The organism is Streptomyces sp. NRRL F-5650, from assembly GCF_000721365.1.
Classification (GTDB): Bacteria; Actinomycetota; Actinomycetes; order Streptomycetales; family Streptomycetaceae; genus Streptomyces; species Streptomyces ardesiacus.
Window position 1 is genome coordinate 60,867 of the sequence record NZ_JOGV01000052.1, and the last position, 19,351, is coordinate 80,217.

Consider the following 19,351-nt stretch of genomic DNA (forward strand, 5'->3'; position numbering starts at 1 on the left):
GTGGTGGGGGCTGGACCAGGCGCGGTGGCGGACGGGCAGGGTCATCCCGTCGGTGGTCAGCTCGTGCAGGTGGGCGCGGAGGAAGTCGGGCGAGAGCCGCTGCAGGACCTGCTCGCGGTCGTGCGAGGGCACGCCGATCTTCTCCAGGCTCGGCATGAGCTGCTGCGCCGCCCGGCTCGCGTCGAGCCGGCCCAGGGGGTGGGTCGGGAAGCGCCGGCCGCGCAGGAAGCCCGGCACGCGGTAGCCGCCGCCGAGGTTGCGCGGGGTGCCGGTGCCGAGGCCGTCCGGTGCGAGGCCGGTCTCGATGGCGTCCTGCATCGGCAGGTGGAACATGACCGCGTCGCGGACGCGCTGGAGCGCGGCGGCGGCCCGCCGCGGGGACAGGGCCTGCCCGGCACGGTCGGACAGCCGTCCGGCGGCGGCACCGATCCGCCGGCCGGCCCGGGTGCCGACGGCTCCCATCGCGGCCGTCCAGCGGTCCCGGACGGCGACGGTCTCCGCGGCGTCGGCGACCACCAGGTACATGCGTCCGGCGTAGGTCAGGGTGGTGCTGCGGCCGCGGGTGACGGACTGCGCGAGGGCACGCCCCTGGCCCCAGGCGTACTGGAGCGCGGCGCCGTACGAGCCGGACACCGGCTGCGCGCCCGGGGCCTGCTGCAGCGGCGAGTCGCTGCCCTGGAGACCGAGCGTGGTGCGCGAGGTGGTGCTCGAACTGCCGGTGACCTTGTGGTCGTTGGCGAGGGTGTTCTCCAGGGAGGCGGGCTTGGGGTCGCTCATGACCCGTACGTTGTCCAGCTCGCCGCGGACCGCGGCCTTGAGGTAGTGCGTACTAAAGGGTCCGGCGCCGTGGAGACCGGTGATCCGGGTGCCGAACGGGCCGAGGTACTGGCCGAGTTGCCCGGCCACGCCGAGGTTGGCCACCGCGCGGCGCAGCGCGGTGCGCACCGGGGTGCCGGGGGCGCTGGTGTGCCACGAGCCGCCGGAGGCCCGGTCCGCGGTCTCCTGCATGAGCTCCTGGCGCCGCGGTCCGCCCTCGGCGCCGAGCACCACGTGCGGAGCGCTGAGCAGCCGCCCGACGAGCGACTGGTTCGCCGGGGTCGTCCTGGGCAACGGCCGGGTGCCGTCGAGCAGTTGGTCGGCCTCGGCGGCGGAGAGCCGCTGCGGGGCGGGCTCCTCGGGGCCGGGCGCGCCCGTGGACGTCGTGGCGGCGGGCGCGTCCGTGGGGGCGTGGCGCGCGGAACCGTGCGCGGCGGGTACGGCCAGCTCGACGCGGCCCACGGGCTCGCTGCCGCGGCTGAACAGCGGCCGTTCGGCGACCGTGCTGACGAACACGCCCGTGCCGAGCAGCCCCGCCGACAGCAGGCGGGGCCAGCCGCGCGGGCGCCGGTGGCCCTCGAAGTCGGCCTTGAGCTCGACGCGGTAGCTGTAGAGGTCGATGCCGCTCTGGAACGTCAGGTGGTCGTGGGCGACGGTGATCGTGTTCCGGGTCGCCTCCTGACGGGTGTGGGCGTAGCGCCCGCCGACCATCAGGTTGCCGATCTGGCGCGGCAGTCCGGTGCTCCCCACCTTGTCGTGGTCGCGCGGCGAGACGCCGGCCTCGACACCGGCGGTGTAGGTGCTGGACTGCTGCTGGCCCTGGCCCGCGACCTCGTTGCCGACCACCGCGTTGCGCAGCGTCCGCTCGTTCAGGGTGGTCTCGAAGCGGCGGTCGGTGAGCCGGGCCCGAAGGGTCAGCGTGTGGTGGCCGCGGCGGACCTTGCCGTCCTCGACGAGCGTGACCGGGATGCCGGTGGTGGTCAGGTCGTCCAGCGCCTGGGCGAGTGTGGGCCGGTTCAGCGCCTCGCGCACCTGCCGTTCGTTGAACCATGCCGTACGCAGCCGTGTGTCGCTGTACCAGAGCCGCGCCAGCCGGGGGTGGTTCCGCATCGCCGGAGGGACGAAGAGCGACGGGTAGGAGGCGTGCAGGGTGTCCAGGACCGTGTCCGCGAACTGCTGCAACGGCTCGCGGGCGGGCTCGGGCGTCGCGTCGGTCCGGGGGCCGGTCCGCTCCGGTGCGGTCCGCGGGCCGGGCTGCTCCGGTGCCGTCCGTGTACCGTCCGCTTCCGGTGCCGTCCGCGGGCCGTCCGCTTCCGGTGCCGTCCGCGGGCCGGTGGCGGGCGTGTTCTCGGGGCGGAAGCCCTCTGCGCGGACCTGGCCGCCCAGGTGGACCGGGTCGTCCTTCCGGAGGTACCACGGCACGGGCGGCTCGGCGTCCGGGTTCGGCCCCGTACGACCGGGTGTACGGCTGTCCCAGCCGGCCAGCCTGCGGGCGTCCTGCGTGGACATCCAGTCCAGGCTGACCACCCGTACGGGCCGTGCCGCGGACCTGGGTTCGCCCGCCCCCCGGACCATCAGGGTGCGCTCGACCCGGTACAGCGCCATCGGCTGGTTGCGGACCCGGCCGGTGACCTTGCGGGCCGCGTCGGTGCCCAGGTAGTGCCCGCGCCCGGCGGCGAAGTCCGTACGGACCGCCGGACCGCCCTGGACCCGTACGTCGGTGACCGGACCGGCGAACTGGTGGTTCGGACCGGAGGTGACCTGAACCCCGAACCGGGTCTCCCGGACGTGTCCGCGCTGGTTGGAGTACGTGATCTGGGTCAGGTCGCGGACCTCGACCTTGGACGACTCGGTGACCAGGTCGGCCCGGTGCGGCACCGAGCGCTCCACCACCAGGTGTCCCAGCGGGCGTTGACCGCGGCCCCGGGTGAGTTCGGGCCCGCTGACCGGGCCGGTGAGCCGTCCGAAGATGCCGAGCAGCCGCCCGGGCCGGGTGTAAGACACCAGGGCGCGGTGGGCGGAGCTGCCTGGCCGCGCGCCGGCGAGGGCCAGCGCCACGTCCTCCGCCGGGTCCGTCAGGTACAGGCCCGTGGAGTCGAGCAGCCGGGGGTGTTCCCCCTCAGGGAAGGTGAGCGTCCGCGGGGCCCGGCGCGGCCCCTCGTAGGGCACGGTCAGGTCGTCCGGCAGGCGCCAGCTCAGCCCGTCCCGCATGCCGAACTCGGCGGCGTGCACCAGCCGCCGTGTCCAGCGGGGCCCCGGGCCGGTACCCGTCGTGCCGTCGGTGACGGCCGCGCCGGCGGAGCCCGGCGCCTCGGTGACGCGGTGGACCCGTACCCGGTAGTGGACGTCGTCCAGGTGCAGGTGGGAGCCCTCGTGGGCGCGGTGCTCGGTCTGCTGGTAGGCCGCGGTGCCCTGGGAGTAGTCGGTGCGGCGGGCCCAGCCCAGCGAGGCACCGATCTTCAGGAGCCACTCCAGCGGCGGCCCCATGCTGAGCGCACCGGCGATCCGGCGTCCGAAGCCCACGGTGCGCCCGCCGCCCGTGCCGGCCTGTCCGCGCCGCATCGTGTCCGTCTTGACCGTGCCGGCGCCCACGTCGGCCAGGCGCACCCAGCGGTGGTACGGGACGGTCTCCACCGTCATTTCCAGGCCGACGCCCGACTTCTCCCGGGCCACGAGGCGTGCGCCGCGCGGGGCGGTGAACGCCGTGGGCTGGTCGGTCAGCAGCCGCAGCAGCTCCGCCTCGTCGAACCGCGTGCGCAGCCGCTCCGGCAGCCCGTCGAGGATCTGCCGCGCCGCGAGTTCGGGCGCGCGCAGGCTGAGGACGCCGGTCCCGGCGAACAGGCCGGTGGGTTCGACCCCGGGTGTGCCGTCCTCGTCGGTGTCGCGGGGGTCGGCGCCGGGCCGGATCAGCGCGGCGGGCAGCCTGCTGCCGTCGTCGAAGGTGACCGTGCGCGGCGCCGGCCCGGGCGGCCGGGCGTCCGTGCCGGTCAGCAGCCGGGGCGGACGGTACCGGTCCAACTGCGTCTCCAGCGGCGCCCGGTCGCCCGGGTCGGCCGGGTCGGGGTCGGGGTCGGTGATCCCGGCCATCTCGCGCAGCCATTCCCGGTACGGGTCGGAAGCCTCCGGGGCGGGGTCCGGGTCCGCCGCGGGGCTCGGGTCTGGGGTGGTACTCGGGTCCGGGGTGGTGCTCAGGCCCGTGGCGGGGCTCGGGTCCGGGGTAGTACTCGGGGCCGGTGCGGGGATCAGGGCGTCGAAGTGATCGGCTCCGTTGTACGCCACGTGCAGGGGGGCGCCCGTGCCGCCCGGGTGCAGCGCGACCGTGGTGAGCGCGCCCGGTGTCCGCGTGTCCGGCTGCACGATCCGCAGGTCGAGGTCGAGCGTGTGCGCCAGCGCCTCCGGGATCAGGTCGGCGAAGGGGGACGGCCACAGGTCCACGCGTCCGGCGGTGGCCGCGAGCAGCCCGCGCCCGCCGAGCCGCCGCGCGTCGGCGGGGGTGGGCGCCACCTCGGCGAGCCCGGGGTAGTCGCTGTCGGCGACGATCTCCCGCCACCTGCCCGAGTCGCCGTCGGTGACGACCTCCCGGGCGATCCGGTCCCACTCCTCGGCGATCCGCCGCTGTGCGTCCGGGTCGGTCTCCCCGGCCAGGGCGCGCAGCCGCAGGTCGTTCACGACGGAGTGGACCGGGTCCGGCACGAGGGCGTCGGCGATGTCCCCCAGTTCGCTGTGGGCGACCCGGTCCCGCACCCGCGCGCGCAGCCCGCCGATGCTCCCCGCGGCCCAGGCGGGCGGGACCGCCGCGGCGCGTGCGCTGTCGAGGACCGACCGGAAGAAGCAGTTGCCGTCGGGCCGGGCGTCGACGCGGTGGAAGGCGCGCCCGCCGGCCCGGATGACCTCGGCGGGTCCGGCGGCGGGGGCCGCGGAGACCGGTCCGAACGCGGTCAGGTCCTCGGCGGGGCTCTCCGGCCGGCTCGGCGCGGGCGACAGGTCGGGCCTGCGGCGCACGAGTTCCGCGGTGTCCTCGGGGCCGAGGCCGAGCTGGGACAGAGGCAGCGGATCGTCCGACAGCCCCCAGGCGACCTTCGCCGACTGGGCGTAGTCCAGACCGCGCACGTCGTCCTGGGAGACCAGCGCGGTCGGCGGCGGGGAGGGCGGGGGCGGGGGGATCAGGTCGTCGAGTGCCCTGCCGGGGCCCTGGCCGGTCCGTGCGGTCGCCGCCGCCCGCAGGAAGGCGGTGTACTGCTCGGGCGTCGGCCCGGTGGCCGGGTCGACGACGGTACGGCCGTCCCCGCGACCACCGGCCGGTCCGCCCCCGGCGGCGTGCCAGTCGGTGGCCATGCGGCGGAGCAGGTCGGGGGTCATGCGGCCGTCGCCGTACCGGGGCGCACCGTCCGTGCCGTGCCAGCGCAGACCGTCCACGTACGCAAGTCCGGCGAGCAACTCACGGCTCCTGGGCCGCTGTTCGGCGTCCGGACCAAGCGCGTCGCGCAACGTGCGGACCTGCTGGAGCGTGCGGACGCGGGCGAAGACGTCCGCCGGGCCCGGCCCCGTGTGCAGACCGGCGTCCCGCGCCAGCCGGTCCAGCTCGGCGCCGCCGGGTTCCGGGGTGAACAGCCGCCACCGCCCGGGCCCGTCCCCGTTCTCCACGAGCACCGCGCGGACGTCGCCGTTCTTGTCGCGGGCCGTGCCCACCTCGCTGGTCGGCGCGTACACGGCGCGTCCGGTGCGGTTGGCGACGTGCTGGGCCACGGGCAGACCCGCGATCCGCGGCTGGCGCCCGGTCTCGCAGGAGTACAGCACCAAGGGCCGTTGCGTGTCGCCGTCGGCCGCCCACGCCTTGAGCGCCTCACCGAGTTGCACACCGCTGACCTTCACGGTGGGCCGGGAGGCGTCGTGCGTGCCGAGGGTGACGGCTCGGGGAGTGCCGTGCCCGACGAAGTAGTCGGCGCCCTGTTCGGTGCCGGCGCCGGGGAGCGCGGTCGGCGGACCGGTGAACACGGCACGCGGGACGAACTGCGCGGCGTCCACCGTGCCAGTGTTCGCGCGGGTGGTCGTCCCGCTGTCCGTGTCGGCCGTACCGGTCGTACCGGTCGGGTTCGGGAGGGCCGGGCCCGACTCCGTGCGTACGCCTCGGAAACTGTCCTGTCCGAGCAGCCCCCGGCGTCCGGCCTCACGGGCCGTGCCGTCGTCGGCCGGGTCCTGGGAGATGGTCAGCGTCCGCACGGCGCGCCCCGGTTCGGGCCGTGCCGCCGTGTCCGGCACCAGGCGCCGCACCTGGTCGAGCGGAACGGAACGGCCGTCCAGGGTGGTGAGGACCGGCTCGCCGACCGGTCTCGCACCCCCGTCCGCGGGACGTACGACGACCTGGGCGGACGGTGGCGCGGAGGCGACGGACGTGGTGCCGCCGTCGTCACCCGACTCCACGTGCAGTGCGGTGGCGGGCTCGCTCCACGGCCGCGAGACGGGGTCGAACTTGACCGTGGGTTCGCCGGTCGCCCGCGCGTCCCCGTTCGGGACAGTTCCGTCACCGGACGGCGACAGGGATTCGGCCTGCGGCAGCGGCGCCTTCCGGGACGGATCCGCGAGGGCGGACGGATCCGCGGGGGTGGACGGGTCCGCGCCGACGGACGAGTGGGGCTCGGCGGACGAGTTCCTGTCCACCGACGGGTCCGTGTCCACCGACGCGGTGCTCTCGGTGGCGACGGACCGGCCGTCCGGGGCCGGGCCGAGCGCGTCGGCGAGCGGCAGCAGTACGTCCGCGCCGGGGAACCCGGTCTCCGGCGCGAGGGCGTCGGCGGCGGGAGGAGCGGTAAGGGGGCGTACCCGGACCGGGGCGTCGGGTGTCTCACGGGTCAGCTCGGCGGCGGCCCGCACCGGGCGTCCGGTGCCGTCGGACGCCGTTGGCGGGCCGAGCACCACGGCGCGGTCGGCGCCCGCCCGGTCGAGGAGCGCGGCCGCCTCGGGCGACGCCGAGGCCGGCGGGGGCCCGTCGGACACGACGACGGTCAGCGGTGCGGAGTCCCCCGCGGCGTCGACGGAGCCGGTCGCCCCGGGCTTCGGCGGCGCGGGGGCGACGTCGCCGAGCAGCGGGTCCGGGCTCGCCGACGTGCCGTCCGTCGAGGTCACGACCCCGGAGACGGGTGCGCCCGAGTCCTCCGGTACGTCGGCGGGGCGCGGGTCCTCTCCCGGCACCGGAGCCTCCCCGGCGGAGTCCGCGGCACCACGGTCGTCGCCACTCGCCCCACCGTCATGCGCACCGGCGTTCGGGCCGGTACCGGTGTCCGTACCGGGGACGGCGCCCGTACCGCGACCGGGACCGGCCCCGGTGCTGCCGCTGGTGCCGGCTCCGGCTCCGGCCGCGGAACCCGCACTCGTAGTCGTAGTCGTACCGGCGCCGGCCACCGGACCACTCGCGCCGGCACCAATGCCCGTGCTGCTGCCGGCCCCCGTGTTGGCACCGGTGCCCGTACCGCTGCCCGTGTCGCTGTGCGCGCCTGTGTCGGCGTGGCTGCCACTGCCGGTACCCGCACCGATGCCGCTGCCCGCACCGGTGCCGCCGGTCCCCGCACCCGCACCCGCACCCGCACCCGCACGGACATCGCCGCCGACATCGCTGCCGCTGCCGGCACCGGGAGTGGCGCCGCCGACCCTGCCCGTGCCGCTGCCGGCACCGGGGACGGCCGCGGTCTCCGTGGCCGTCCCCGCTCCGGGCCCCGCGTCCGTTCCCGAACCCCGGCCGCCCGCCTCCCCCACCGGCACCGTGCCGTCGGTGGCGGTCGGCGGCGGGGTCACCGTCACCGGCGTACCGAAGCCCTCCAGGGCCCGGCGGACGCCGTCCGTGTCGATCTCGGTGGCGGGGCCGTTCCCGGCGGGAACCAGGCGGATCTCCGTGGCCCGCGCGAGGTCCCCGTGCAGGGCGTCACGGACGCCGATCTCCCGGGCACCGGGAGGCTGCGCGCCCCGCAGGGCGGCGAGGTCGCGGAGCGCCTGCTCCCGGACGTCGGCGGAGCCGTGGTGGACCTGCTGCCACAGGCCGTTCTCCGCGGCCGTCACGGGCAACGGGCCCGGGGAGTACGGCGGCGGAGCCGGCGACGTGTACGGAGGGGGCTCCTGGGCGGAGTACGGCGGCGGCGCCCCGACGCCGCCGTCCCGCGGGGAGGGGGCGGACGCGAGGGAGGTGGCGCCGGTGCCGCCGGCGGTGTCCGCGGGCGCGGGGCCGTCGGTACGGTCGGTGCCGCCCCCGGTCCGCGAGGACCCGTCGGAGTCCCGTGCCCAGGAGGAGCCGGAAGTGCGGGTCTCGCCGGCCGAGACCGTGGGCGGCTTGCCCCGGAACCCTTCGAGGATGTTGCGCAGTTCGGCGCTGCCGTTCTTGGCTCCGCCGGTGAGTGTCGACTCGACCTGGCTGCTGAGACCGGCGCCGACGAACGTGGACCAGCTCGTGGACCAGTCGCCGTCGAAGGCGCCCTTGATGAGGATCTCGCCGAGCGCCTCGCCGGAGCCGGCGGCGAGGAAGTCGGCCGTGCCCTTGAGTCCGTAGTGCCCGGCGAGCGCGCCCGGCCGGTCGGCGTTGTTGCGCAGGAGTAGGTTGTTCCGCCACAGCTCGGGGTTGTTGCGGAAGTTGTTCCGGAAGGAGAACAGGTCCCGGAAGCCGGTCGGCGGGTTGTACCCGGCGCCGGGGCCACCCGTGACCGGATCGGGACGGTCGTGCGGGGTGGTGTCGAACTTGGCGTCGGGGTCCGGCTTGGTGTTCGGCGTGGGGTTGCCGATGTCCGGGTCGGGGCCGTTCTTCACCCTCGGCGGTGGCGCCTTGTAGTCGAGGTCGGGCCCGTTCTTCAGGAAGGTGCCGTCGTAGCCCTTGACGATCCTGCGGGCGAAGTCGGCGAACAGGCTCGTCAGGCCGCCGGCCGCGGCGCCGAACGCGGCGTCCTTGAGGATCTGGCTCCAGTCGAAGCCGTCGGGACGGCGGCCGTCGGGGGCGAAGTTCATCATCGCCAGCCGGACCGCGAAGGTGGTGAACGCCTCGGAGAACGCCTCGGTCAGCGAGGGCGCGATGTGCAGCCGCTGGAGCAGGTGGCTGAGCGTGGTGAGGATGAAGAACCGGCTGCGCATCTTGGCCAGCATGATCTGGCTGGCCGACGCACCGCCGGTGAAGAACGACAGCGCCAGGTAGATGGCGATCTCGATGAGCAGCCGGATGACCTCGGCGATCACCTGCCACTTGGACTCCATGATGTCCATGGAGGTCTTGCGCCGGCCCTCGGCGATCTTGTCGAGCTGCTCGGAGAACTCCCGCAGGTAGTTCCTGCCGCCGTCGTCGGTGAGGGTGCCCATCGCGGCGGCGTACGCCTTCGACAGGTCGTCCGGCATCGCCTCGCCGATGTCGTGGACCGACTTCTGGATCAGCGCGGACATCTGGTCGATCTTGCGGCCCAGCCGGGCGTACGGCCCCCGGCTCTCGTAGGCGAGGTCCTCGTCCGCGTCGATGAGCCGCTCTCCGGTGAGGATGAAGATCATCGCGTTGACCTCGGGCGAGGGCATGATGCTCATCGGCGACCGCCCGTGAGGCCGTGCGGACAGCACCGCGGGACCGCTCCCGGCACGGAGCGGGAGCGGGTCGCGGCGGCGGAGGGGTCAGTGGCGGCCATGCCCGCCCGTGTCACCGCCGCCCGAGCCGCCGAGGCCGAAGCCGTCGGTCTCGATCCGGTTGGTGTTGCGCTCGATGTCCTCCAGGTTGCGGTCCCGGGTGTCCTCCATGAGCTTGACCTGGCTGAGCGTGGCGTCGGTGATGCTCACCAGCGCGTCGCGGATGGACATCATGGTGTCCTTGGTGACCTGCCGCTCCTTCTGCTCCTGCGGCTTGGCCTTCTCCGCGAAGTCGCCCGACGTGCCCGGCCACGAGACCGTGGGGGCGAGGCCGTCGAGGAACTCCTCGGTCATGCTCCTGGCCAGCGTGGCGATCTCTTCCAACTGCCCGCTCAGGGCCTCGATGCGGGCCGGGTCGACGTAGTAGCGCTGCCCCATGTCAGTCCTCCCCGTCCTCGTCGAGCGCGTCGCGCCAGCCCGGCGCCCGGCCGTCCCCGCGGGCGGTGTCCTCGTCGTCCTTCTCCAGCACCCCGGGGCCGAAGATCCGTTCCCAGTCCAGTTCGAAGCCCTTCAACTCGGGCACCTCGCTGCTGGGTTCCGTGAAGGGCGCCATCGCCTTCATCACGTGCCGGTTCATCTTCTGCTGCGCCGCGTTCGCCGCCTCCAGGACGCTGGCGGCCAGCTCCTGGGGGGACATGTCGCGGTACTTGTGCTCCAGGAAGTCGATGCCGGTCAGCGTGCCCTGGGCGCCCACGGTGACGCGGACGGCACGGTCGGAGGAGAGCACCGCGAACGAGGCCTGCCGCAGCTCGCGTTCGGTGCGCTCGACCGCCTCCTGGGCGGACCGGAGCTCGGCCATGGCCTTCTCCAGCCGCTGTTCCAGTGGTTCCGTCACGTCCACTCCCTGATGTCCTGTGACTGCACAGTCGATCTTGCCTGGTGGGATGCCGGTCGCGGCAGCCGGGGACCGAGTGGCGTTCGTCTCCCCACACCGTCCGCGGCGGCCACCCGCCCGGCCGTCACCGTCCGATGACGGCCGGGGTGCCGCCGTCCTCGGTGCCCCACACGTCCGCGTCCTCCTCCAGGTAGTCGGCGGAGGTCGTGACGCCGCGGGCCTGGCCCGGCTCCTGCTCGGGGGAGTCGCCGCCGGTGGTGGCGACGCGGGACGCCGGGGCCAGGAAGGTGTCGCCGTCCTCCTGGCGGTTCCAGGGGCTGCGCCGCCTGCGGTTGCGGCGCTCGCTCTCCTCGGCGGCGTCGACCAGGACGGCACGCACCCGCTCGCCGTTGCCCTTCTCTCCGCCGCCTCCCATGCCGCCCATGCCGCCCATCGGCATGCCGGGGGTGCCGGGCATGCCCGGGGCGCCGGCCGTTCCGGACCCGGCGGCCGGGGCGAGCGGGGTGCCTCCGGCCGCGGTGGCCCCGTCGGACAGCGGGGCCGCGGTGCCGGTGAGCAGGCCGTCGGAGCCGACGGAGGCACCGGCGGTGAGTCCCCCGCCGGTGGCGGAGGTGAGTGAACCACCATTGTTCAAACCGAGGTCGTCGGCGGAGAGCGTCTCGGTGCTGGTGCCGCCGCCCCCGCCGCCGCTGCCCCCGAGCCCGTCGAGCGAACCGAGACCGTCGAGCGAACCGAGTGCGTCGAGGAGACCGGTGCCGTCGGAGGAGGCCGGACCGTTGCCCGTGTTGAGGTCGTGCAGGTTCACCGTCTCCGTGTTGCCCTGCGCGTCGGTGACGGTGGCGATGCCTGTCTCCGGGTCGACGACCTGGGTGCTGCCGTCCGGGAAGTCGGTGGTCAGCCGACCGTTGTCGAGGGAGGTGACGGAGCCGTCGGGGTTGGTCACCCGCGCGCCGTGGGTGAGGTCGGTGGTGGTGACGGACCCGTCCGGGTGGGTGGCGGTCAGCATGCCGGTCTGGGTGTCGAACGTCGCCCGGGTGCCGTCCGGGAACCGGGTGAGCAGGTCGTCCCCGGCCAGCGAGGTGTCACCGCCCGTCGGTGTCCGGAGCCCGGAGCCACCGGAGTTGAGGCCGTCGAGGCTGCCCAGATCGAGGTCGCCGGGGCCGTTCAGGTCGCCGTTCGACTGGGTCGGCAGATCGCCAAGGGAACCGAGGCCGCCCTGCCCGCTCTGGCCGTTGAGCCCTCCGAGGCTCCCCAGGTCCGTGGTGGTCGTCGAACCGTCCGGACGAGTCGTGACCGCCTGACCCGTCGACGGGTCGATGCTCTGCGTCGTACCGTCCGGGAACCTCGTCGTCAGACTCCCGTCATCACCCATGGTCGTCGTCGCACCGTCGGGCCCCGTCGTCGTCAACACCCCCGAGTCCGGATCGAAACGCGTACTGCTCCCGTCCGGGAACCGACTCGCCACATCACCCCCCGACACCTGCGTACTGCCACCCGTCGGCATGTCCAACACCCCGCCACCGGAACCGGCGTTCAACCCCCCGAGGCTCCCCAGATCCGTGGTGGTCGTCCGCCCGTCCGGGAAGGTCGTGGCGAGCTTGCCGTCGTCGGTGAGGGAGGTGACCGAGCCGTCCGGGTTGGTCACCCGCAGGCCGTTGCCCAGGTCCGTTGTGGTGGTCGCGCCGTCGGGGCCGGTGGTGGTCAGCAGGCCGGTGTCGGGATCGAAGCTGGTGCTGCTGCCGTCCGGGAACCGCGCGACGGGGTGGCCGTCGACTAGGCCGGCGGTGCGCTCGTTCGGCAGCCGTGAACCGCCGCCGGAGTTGAGGCCGCCGAGACTGCCCAGGTTCGCCGTCGGGGGAACGGCCGCGGGCTGGTCGCCGCCCGGGCCACCGAGGCCCGCGAGGCTCTGGCCGACCGCCTTGTCGGCGTCGCCGAGGGTGCCGAGGTCGTCGATGACCGGGCCGCCGCCGGGGCCGCCGTTCACCCCGCCGAGGGTGCCGAGGTTGTCGGTGAGCGCGCTGTCCGTGTCTCCGGAGCCGCCGTTGAGACCGCTCATGTCGCCGAGGCTCTCGGTGACCGGGAGGTCGCGGTTCAGCAGGTCGGCGAGGCCGCCGAGGTCCGTGGTCGACGGGTCGTTCAGCGTCCGCAACTGCTCCTTGGCCTCGTCGGCCTGCTTCTCCTGCTCGGCACGGAGTTCGTCCTGGTACTTCCGGTCCTCCTCGCGCTGCCGGTTCTGCTCCTCCCGCAGCTCGTCCTGAGCCTTGCGGTCCTCCTCACGCTGCCGGTTCTGCTCCTCCCGCAGCTCGTCCTGAGCCTTGATCTCCTCCTGGGCCTCCTCGGCCTTGCGCTTCTCGTACTCCTGCGAGGCCGTGCTGGTCGACTTCGGCTCGGGGAGGTTCTCGGTGAAGTCGCTGCCCAGGTCCAGGAAGGTGTTGTTCAGCGTGGACTGCACGGTCCGGGCGGGCTTGACGAGGTACTCGTCGACGCCGCGGCTCCAGATCTGCACGGCCTTGTCGCCGACCTTCGCCCAGTTGGCGATGTCGGTGAGGTCGCCGTACTCGGGGTGGTTCTGGGTGAAGTTCTCGCGCGGGTCGTGGTAGGTGGTCGAGGAGTACGCCGAGTAGGTCGTCTTGATGTCCGTGTTGTCGACGTTGTTGGTGTCCACCCACTGGGCCAGGTCGTCCAGGACGTACCGCAGCACCTGGTGCGGGTCGTAGTAGTCCGAGTTGGCCCAGGTGATCCAGGCGTCCAGCAGCTTGCCGGCCGCGTCCTCCAGTGCCGAGCGGGCCTGGGAGAGGGCGCGCGAGTACACCGTCTTCCCGGTTCCGTCGCCCTCGCCCGTGCTGGGCTTCTCGTCGAACGTCTCGATGTACGCGTCGTAGTTCTCGCGGATCTTCGTCAGCAGGCTGCGGAAGACCTCCGCGGCCTCGCCCTTCCAGGTCGCGTCCTCCCGGCCGAGGGCGTCCTCCCACTCCTTGATCTTGGGCCCCTGGTCCCGGAAGAACTGGGCCGCGAAGTCGAAGGCCCGACCGGTGGTGTTGAAGGAGTTGAGGTCGACCGAGGCGTCCTCCGCCACGCCGAGGTTGCTGAAGCGGGCGTCCGCCGTGTTGCCGCCGAGCAGTTCGAGGAGCGCCGTCCGCGGCCCGTTCATGTAGCGGGCGAGGGCGACCGTGCTCATCTGGTCCTTGTTGTAGTCCTTGAACTCGTTGCCCTCGCGCACGGAGGCGTTGGCGACGTCGTCCGTCCCGGGCTCGGCGAAGATCGTCTCGTCGCCCACCCTCACCCGGCCCTCGAAGACGATCCGGGCCTGCTTGATCTGGGTCTTCTTGCCGCCGTCGAAGAACCAGATGTCGTAGTCCTCGCCGGTGTTGCGCAAGAAGCCGGACGCGTCCTTGACGAACGAGCCGAGGCTGCGGTCCCTGATGTCCATGCGGAACAGCTTGCCGCCGTGGTCGGAGCGGAGGGTGTCGAAGACGGTGCTGCGGTCCGGCACCGGGTAGCCGGTGATGTGCGTGACCAGGCCCGCCCAGACGTCGGACGACGCGTCCGTGGCACCCTCGTACTTGTTGACGTTCTTTACGGAGTCCGCGTCGTAACGGTCGACCACCGGGCACCCTCTCTGGTCGGGTTGTGGTGCGGCACACGACGGGCCTGTCGCGCCGCAGGGGATTCACTAGGAGTCGGAGTCACCCGCGCCGTCGCCGCCGGCGGTGAGGGTGTCGACCTCGTCGAAGTGCTGGAGCAGCGTCTGGGCGTCGATCGCGTCCAGGTTCTTGGCCTGGGTCTTGCGCGCCCCCTCGATGGTGTCGGTGAGCGCGTCCTGCAGCTCCTTGTACAGGTCGATCTGGTCGCCGAGGAGCTTGTCGAGGGCCGTGGCGGCCTCCCGGACACCTTCGAGCAGCTTGGGCCCCGAGATCCGCCCGTCACTGGCCATCTTGCCGATGCGCAGCAACTGCTGGCTCTGGTCGAGGTTGTCCTCGGTGGTGTGACCGTCGACGAGGTCGCCGAGCGTGCGGGGGTCGCCCTCCCCACCGCCCTGGCGGTGCCTCTTGGCGTCCTTGTACGCCCGGTCCACCTCGTAGTCGCGGAAGTTCTCCATCGCGGACAGGTCGAAGTGCTTGATGTCTGTGGGGTTGTCGGCCATCGGAAGCTCTCCTGCCGCTCGGTGCCTGACGGGTGGGACGCGCGGAGCGCGCGACGGCGGGCACGCGCCGCCGTGTGACCGCCGGCGGCGCGTCGCCCGCCGCGGCGCGTTCCGGACGGAAGCGGGGCGAGGCGGGCAGCTCTTAACGCGCCCGCACGTTGCCCCAGTTGTCGGCGCTGCGGCGCTCGTCACGGGAGTGGTTGTCGTGAATGGACTGGATCAGCGTGCCGTTGTCGTGGAGCAGGGTGGCCATGTTCTTGGTGGCCTGGTCCCACTCCATCTGCACGCGGCGGTACATCTCCTGGTCCGCACCCTCCCAGGACGCGACGAGCGGCTTCAGCTCGTCCTCCAGGTTGTTGAGGGTGTTGATGATCTGCTGGGTCTGGTCCGTCAACTCCTCGACGGCCTTGCGGACCACGGGGTACTGCACGTCGATGATGCCGTCGGCCATGACGTCTCCTCTCTGGTGACCGGACGCCTCCCGTCCGGCAAACACGAACAGTGCGGCGTCAGTGGGGTGCCGCACCGCGCCGGACGCGTCAGAGCAGCGCCTGGAAGACGCCCTGACTGGTCTTGCTGTTGAGGACCTCCGTGAGGTCCTGGTTCTCCTGCGCCAGGCGGTTGGCGGAGGTGACGTTCTCCTGGAGGGCGTCGATCATCTTGCTGATCTGGACGACGACCGTCTGGGCCTCCGCGTTCCAGCTCCGGAAGAGCTTCAGCAGTGCCTGGCCCTCGTCACCGCCCACGCCGGAACGCGAGGCGATCTCGGCGACGTTGTTCTGGATCCTCTCCACCTGGCTCCGGGCCGACTCCAGGGACGAGACGCCCCCCAAGCCCTTGGCATATTCCGCTTTCCTTGCGGCACTGTCCGCCATGTCGCGCTCCCTTCGTTCGAGCGATCACGTCGCACGGTTGCCCGCTGAGGCTAAGTAGAACCCCCTCTTCCGCGCAATGCGGGGCGGGAATTTTCGACGTCCGCGGGGCCGCCCGAAATACCTCTGGTGCACGGTAGTTGACCAAAGGTTTCGATCAGATGAACAGAGGCGCCGAGCGAACTGTCCGTTATAGGGCGTCCACACGGACGCCGGGTCCGACGCGGGCGCCATTCGGGCGGACCGAAGCGGCAAACGGTCATCGGAAACGGGCCGCCGCCGGGCGGCGGCCGGGATATGAGGGGCATACCGACAATGCACGGAACGGCCGCCGTGGATTCCCGATCCGGGCTCCGTCCGTGACCACAAAGACCGAAAAGCACGTCAGTCGAATGACCAGGCGACCAGGCGGTCCGGAAATCGCCCCGAATTCACCCCTCTTCCGGCCTCAGAGATCCCTTTGAGCCTCTTGTCGGGCTCGGGGCGCGGTGTCCGCTGTGCCCCGACGTGCTCAATGTGCCCGAGGGGTTTCCCGGGACGAAGCCCGCAGCCTCGGCCTTCTCCCCCGGGTCCGTCCCGCCCCGCTGCGCGGACGTTCCGCAGTCGGGCGCCGTGACCCGCACCTTCGCGGCCCCGGAGGCGGCGTCCGGGTCGAGGTCCGCGCCGGTCGGCAGTGCCGCGAGCAACGGCGCGGGCACCGAGTCGATGTCGTCGGTGGTGTAGCCCAGCGCCCGGAGGGAGTCGTCGGCGGGCACACGGTACTTCACCCCGTTCTCGGCGACCAGGTAGGTGGTGCCCGCGTGGGCCGCGCCACTCGCGTGCAGCGCCCGCACCAGGGCGCCGTGGCCGGGCCGTACGACGGTGGCGTCGGTCGGCACGCACGCCTCGCGCACGGGGTCGGCGGTGCCCTCCGACACCGCGACCGGCGCGAGTTCGGCCAGCGGGGCCAGCACCGAGCCGATGCGGGCGCCGCCGTCACCGCCGTCCACCTGGGCGCACAGCGCGCTGCCCCGCGGCACGGCCTGCGGGACCGGGGGCGCGTCCGGCAGCCCCGCCGTCCCCGCCCGGCCGGCCCCCTCGGCCCGATGCTCACGCAGCGCGTCGGCGCCGACGGTACGCGCCTGGGGCGACTCGCCCCGGTAGGCGTCCTTCTGCGTGGCCGGGTCACCCAGCACCAGGGCGGCGCCGAGCCGGGTCAGCGGCACCAGGCCCTCCTCGCGCAGCAGGTGGTACGTGCTCGCGCCGCCGGGCACGCTCACCTCGAAGACCTGGCCGACGCGCGTGTCCTCGCCGCCGAGCTGCGGGCCCTCGCCACCGCGTCCGGGCACCTCGGGCGCGCGCAGCTCGGGGCCGGGGGCGAGCGCGTCCAGGAAGGCCGCCGAGACCGGCACCGCCCCCACCGAGCCGTAGCCGAGCGCGGTTCGGGCGTCGGACTTCTCGTCCAGCGGCAGCCTGCTGCCCCGCCACACCAGGTACTGCGTCTTGTCCGGCCCGCGCACCAGCACCCCGCGGTCGCCCGCGACCGCCGAGGCGTCCACCGGCGCGCCGACCACCAGCGTCGTGGCCCCGGCCCTCTCGACGGCCGGGGACGTGCGCGCGCCCGAGGTGCTGGGACCGGCGCCGTCCGGCCCGGTGACGCACATGTGCCAGGCCCCGCCGTCGAGCTGCCCGGCGTCGGGCAGGCCGTCCGGTGCGCCGGGGATGCCCACCGGGCCGCCGACGGGCACGTCCCGCAGCGAGGCGGTGCCGACGTCCTCGGTGGGCAGGTCGGATCCGCCGATCAGCCGCGCGGAGGTGTAGTTGCGCACGGGGTGCAGGACGCCGTCGGTGTCGGTCCACAGGTAGCGGGCGCCGGTGTCGCGGTTGACCACCAGGTGCGGTCCGTCGCGCCAGGCGTCGTTCCCGCCTGGCCGCAGCAGCCCGTAGACCACGGTGCCGGCCCCGATCAGGACGGTGAACAGCAGGCCGAAGACGACACCGCGGGTGGTGCGTCCCAACGGGCTCTCCGGGGCGTCCGGGGAGGCCGTCAGCAGACCCGAACTGAGCCTGCCCATCATGAAGCTGTGGGCCTGTACCTGGTCGCGCTTGGACTGCACGGCCTCTCCTCGTCTCGTCTTCCGTGGGCCCGAGGTGGGTGGATGCGGGCGGACCCTTCCCGGTACCGGGGGCGCGGGCGCTCCCGCGCGTCCCCGGGTCCGGTCGCCGAACTCCCGTGCGCCGGCCGGGGTTCGGGACTCGGCCTAGCCGAACAGTCCGCGCAGCCAGCCGAAGAGGCCGGCCACCCAGAGGGTGAGCGGCAGCAGCGCGACCGCGAAGACGGTGTGCGCCAGCTCCGCCGCGCGGCCCCAGTACGGCAGCATCCGGCGGCCGGGCACGGTCCAGGTGGCGATCACGAGGCCGCAGGCCGCGGCCAGCAGGACCGCGAAGACCACCAGGCGGGTGTCGGTGTCGCCGTCCACCGCCCAGGCGCGGGCGAGCAGCAGCAGGCCCCAGACGCCGGGCAGTGCCAGCGTCAGCCGCTGGCTGACGGCGACCAGGCCACGGGAGTGCAGGAGCAGCAGCAGGCTGAGGACGAGCGCGGTCAGGACCTCGGGCAGGTCCGGGTGGTGGGCGAGGACGACCAGGGCGGCCACGGCGGCGGTGCCGGTGGCCGCGAAGAGCGCGGTCACCCAGCGTCCGGCCAGTTCGGTGCGTTCGGCGACCTCGTCGCCGGCGTAGGGCTCGATGCCCTCCTGCAGTTGGCCGGCGGATGACGGCAGTGCGGGCATCCGCATGCCGGCCAGCTTGAAGGCGGACGGCGCGACGGCTCCGGCGCCGAGGGCGAGCACCGTCATGACCAGCGCCACGGCGGCCGGCGCGTCCAGACCGGTGTAGCCGACCAGCGCGCCCGTGATGGCGGTGACCACCGCCACCAGGGCCGTGGCGAACAGCGCCGGGGCGCCCACCGCGGTCGCCGCGAGGGCCAGCACCGCGCCGCCCGCGCCGGCGGCGCCCGCCGCGAGCAGCCGCGCGCCCACCACCCGTGCCGTGTCCGGGCCGCCGAGGTCGCCGCCGGGCAGGACCCAGCCGGCCAGCGCGAGACAGGGGGCGACCAGCAGGCCGAGGACGGTCGCCGTGAGCCGGTCGCCGACCGCCCGGCTGGCCGAGCCCGCGCCCGCGAGCGCCAGCAGTCCGGCCACCCCGGCGCAGACCACCCGCAGGGGGCCCGAGCCGTCCACCCCGGGCCAGAACAGCAGCACCAGGGCGACGATCACGGTCGCCGCCGCCGTACCGCCGAGCAGTCCGCGGGCGGCCTTCGGGCTCCAGGTGTGCATCCGCCGGCCGACCGTCTCGGAGATGCCGTCCACCAGGTCGTCGAGGCGTGCCTCGGGCAGCGCCTCGGTGTGCGGGCGCAGGTACAGCACCTCGCCGTCGGCGAGACCGGCGCGGGCGAGGGTGGTCTCCTCGTCGAGCGGGGCGTCGCCCAGCCGTTGCAGCACCCAGCCGGCGTGGTCGAGTCCGGCCTCCTCGGCCTCCTCGCCCACATACCGCAGCAGCGTGGGCAGCAGGTCGGTGACCGGGACGTCGGCGGGGACGGCCAGGTCGACGCAGACGTGGGGCGCACGTACGGTCAGGCGGCACAGTTCGGCCACCGTGCTGTCGGTCATCAGCACAACTTTCGTCATCCGTGGGGGGACTTCGGCAGAAGGACTTCCACGTGCAGGGGACGGGAGCACAATACGGAACGCGAGCGGGACGGGGCAGAGGGTCCCGGCACCGGAACGGTCACGGAAATGTGAGCCGTGTACCGAACGGTGTGCACGCCCCGCGTGGACAGGCCGCGTTCGGTGAATGCAGACTACTGCCTGCGCCCGTCGGACCGTGTCGCGGACCTCGCACCGCGAAGGGAATGCGCGTGGCCGCGGTCCGGATGTCACACGCCCGTTTCCCGCCCGGAATATTCACCTGACTCCCACCGGACCACGGGCCGCCCGGAACCGGCGCGGTACAACCTGTCCGTCTCCCGGCACGCCAATGGGCGACCGGGGCGCAATGTCCAGTGAT

Annotated in this window: 9 protein-coding genes (1 of these 9 running past the window's edge); all 9 read right to left on the reverse strand. The window is 73.7% G+C overall.

Annotated elements, in window-relative coordinates:
* Positions 1-9,360, reverse strand: partial view of a lonely Cys domain-containing protein gene (locus IG88_RS0132695; protein WP_031049166.1) — the 5' end (the start) only. It extends 20,478 nt beyond the left edge of the window; only the first 9,360 of its 29,838 coding nucleotides appear in the window; its start codon is at positions 9,358-9,360; the stop codon falls past the left edge of the window.
* A gap of 84 nt (positions 9,361-9,444) precedes the next feature.
* Positions 9,445-9,834: a hypothetical protein gene (locus IG88_RS0132700; RefSeq protein WP_030404278.1), complete on the reverse strand. Its 390-nt coding sequence runs from the start codon at positions 9,832-9,834 to the stop codon at positions 9,445-9,447.
* 1 nt (position 9,835) lies between these two features.
* Positions 9,836-10,291 (reverse strand): YbaB/EbfC family nucleoid-associated protein, encoded by a 456-nt coding sequence (locus IG88_RS0132705; protein WP_030404277.1) that lies wholly within the window; start codon positions 10,289-10,291, stop codon positions 9,836-9,838.
* Positions 10,292-10,415: 124 nt separating this feature from the next.
* Positions 10,416-13,898 carry an AAWKG family protein gene (locus tag IG88_RS45020; RefSeq protein ID WP_037837206.1) on the reverse strand — a complete coding sequence of 1,161 codons (3,483 nt, stop codon included), beginning with the start codon at positions 13,896-13,898 and terminating at the stop codon, positions 10,416-10,418.
* Between the two features lie 66 nt (positions 13,899-13,964).
* Positions 13,965-14,435: a type VII secretion system-associated protein gene (locus tag IG88_RS0132715; RefSeq protein WP_030404275.1), complete on the reverse strand. Its 471-nt coding sequence runs from the start codon at positions 14,433-14,435 to the stop codon at positions 13,965-13,967.
* Between the two features lie 142 nt (positions 14,436-14,577).
* Positions 14,578-14,886: a WXG100 family type VII secretion target gene (locus IG88_RS0132720; protein ID WP_030404274.1), complete on the reverse strand. Its 309-nt coding sequence runs from the start codon at positions 14,884-14,886 to the stop codon at positions 14,578-14,580.
* Between the two features lie 88 nt (positions 14,887-14,974).
* Positions 14,975-15,310 carry a hypothetical protein gene (locus IG88_RS0132725; protein WP_030404273.1) on the reverse strand — a complete coding sequence of 112 codons (336 nt, stop codon included), beginning with the start codon at positions 15,308-15,310 and terminating at the stop codon, positions 14,975-14,977.
* Between the two features lie 428 nt (positions 15,311-15,738).
* Positions 15,739-17,403 (reverse strand): type VII secretion protein EccB, encoded by a 1,665-nt coding sequence (gene eccB, locus IG88_RS0132730; protein ID WP_078861680.1) that lies wholly within the window; start codon positions 17,401-17,403, stop codon positions 15,739-15,741.
* A 144-nt stretch (positions 17,404-17,547) separates the two neighbouring features.
* Positions 17,548-18,954, reverse strand: a complete 1,407-nt coding sequence (eccD, locus tag IG88_RS0132735) for a type VII secretion integral membrane protein EccD (protein ID WP_031049173.1) — start codon at positions 18,952-18,954, stop codon at positions 17,548-17,550.
* Between the last annotated feature and the right edge of the window lie 397 nt (positions 18,955-19,351).

Excerpts from the sequence above, each read along its gene's own strand:
- IG88_RS0132700 (WP_030404278.1), bottom strand. The coding sequence starts at position 9,834 with ATGGGGCAGCGCTACTACGTCGACCCGGCCCGCATCGAGGCCCTGAGC.
- IG88_RS0132725 (WP_030404273.1), bottom strand. The coding sequence starts at position 15,310 with ATGGCGGACAGTGCCGCAAGGAAAGCGGAATATGCCAAGGGCTTGGGG.
- IG88_RS0132715 (WP_030404275.1), bottom strand. The coding sequence starts at position 14,435 with ATGGCCGACAACCCCACAGACATCAAGCACTTCGACCTGTCCGCGATG.
- IG88_RS0132720 (WP_030404274.1), bottom strand. The coding sequence starts at position 14,886 with ATGGCCGACGGCATCATCGACGTGCAGTACCCCGTGGTCCGCAAGGCC.
- eccD (WP_031049173.1), bottom strand. The coding sequence starts at position 18,954 with ATGACCGACAGCACGGTGGCCGAACTGTGCCGCCTGACCGTACGTGCG.